A 983-nucleotide genomic window follows, 5' to 3' on the forward strand; every position below is an offset into this window, starting at 1 on the left:
GTATGAATGGTGGCGGCGAACCGCGTTTCCCAGAGGCTCGCGCACTCCAGTACTCCCCGGAACGCTGGTGGGCTTATCTTCCGTGTTCGGGATGGGTACGGGAGGCAACCCCACCGCTGTGGCCGCCTAACGCCGAGTCGTGGAATCGAACCACGAAACTACCAGTCTCGGTCGAGTCTCCGCCGTGTGATTACGTGCGATCCAGTTTGCGCCTGGACTCGTTCAGCGACGAGTTAATTCGTCGGTGAATGAGTCACAGTGCGTATGAATGATGGCTTTGGTCTGTTAGTGCTCGTGGGCTTAACGTCTCGTTACCTCGACGCGCACACCCCGAGTCTATCGACCGCGTCTTGTACGCGGGACCTCGGCGGTGTCTCTTTTCCAAGTGGGTTTCGAGCTTAGATGCGTTCAGCTCTTACCCCGTGTGGCGTGGCTACCCGGCACGTGCTCTCTCGAACAACCGGTACACCAGTGGCCACCAACCGTAGTTCCTCTCGTACTATACGGTCGTTCTTGTCAGACACCATTACACACCCAGTAGATAGCAGCCGACCTGTCTCACGACGGTCTAAACCCAGCTCACGACCTCCTTTAATAGGCGAACAACCTCACCCTTGCCCGCTTCTGCACGGGCAGGATGGAGGGAACCGACATCGAGGTAGCAAGCCACTCGGTCGATATGTGCTCTTGCGAGTGACGACTCTGTTATCCCTAGGGTAGCTTTTCTGTCATCAATTGCCCGCATCAAGCAGGCTAATTGGTTCGCTAGACCACGCTTTCGCGTCAGCGTTCCTCGTTGGGAAGAACACTGTCAAGCTATCTTTTGCTCTTGCACTCTTCGCCGGGTCTCTGTCCCGGCTGAGATAGCCATAGGGCGCGCTCGATATCTTTTCGAGCGCGTACCGCCCCAGTCAAACTGCCCGGCTATCGGTGTCCTCCTCCCGGAGTGAGAGTCGCAGTCACCGACGGGTAGTATTTCACTG

2 rRNA genes are annotated in these 983 nt (G+C 57.1%); both read right to left on the minus strand.

Annotated features, from left to right (window positions below):
* Positions 1-7: 7 nt before the first annotated feature.
* Positions 8-130 (minus strand): 5S ribosomal RNA (rrf, locus tag IEY38_RS21140).
* 135 nt (positions 131-265) lie between these two features.
* A 23S ribosomal RNA gene (locus tag IEY38_RS21145) occupies positions 266-983 on the minus strand; the annotation flags it as partial.

It is taken from the genome of Haloarcula sebkhae, assembly GCF_014647415.1.
Classification (GTDB): Archaea; Halobacteriota; Halobacteria; order Halobacteriales; family Haloarculaceae; genus Haloarcula; species Haloarcula sebkhae.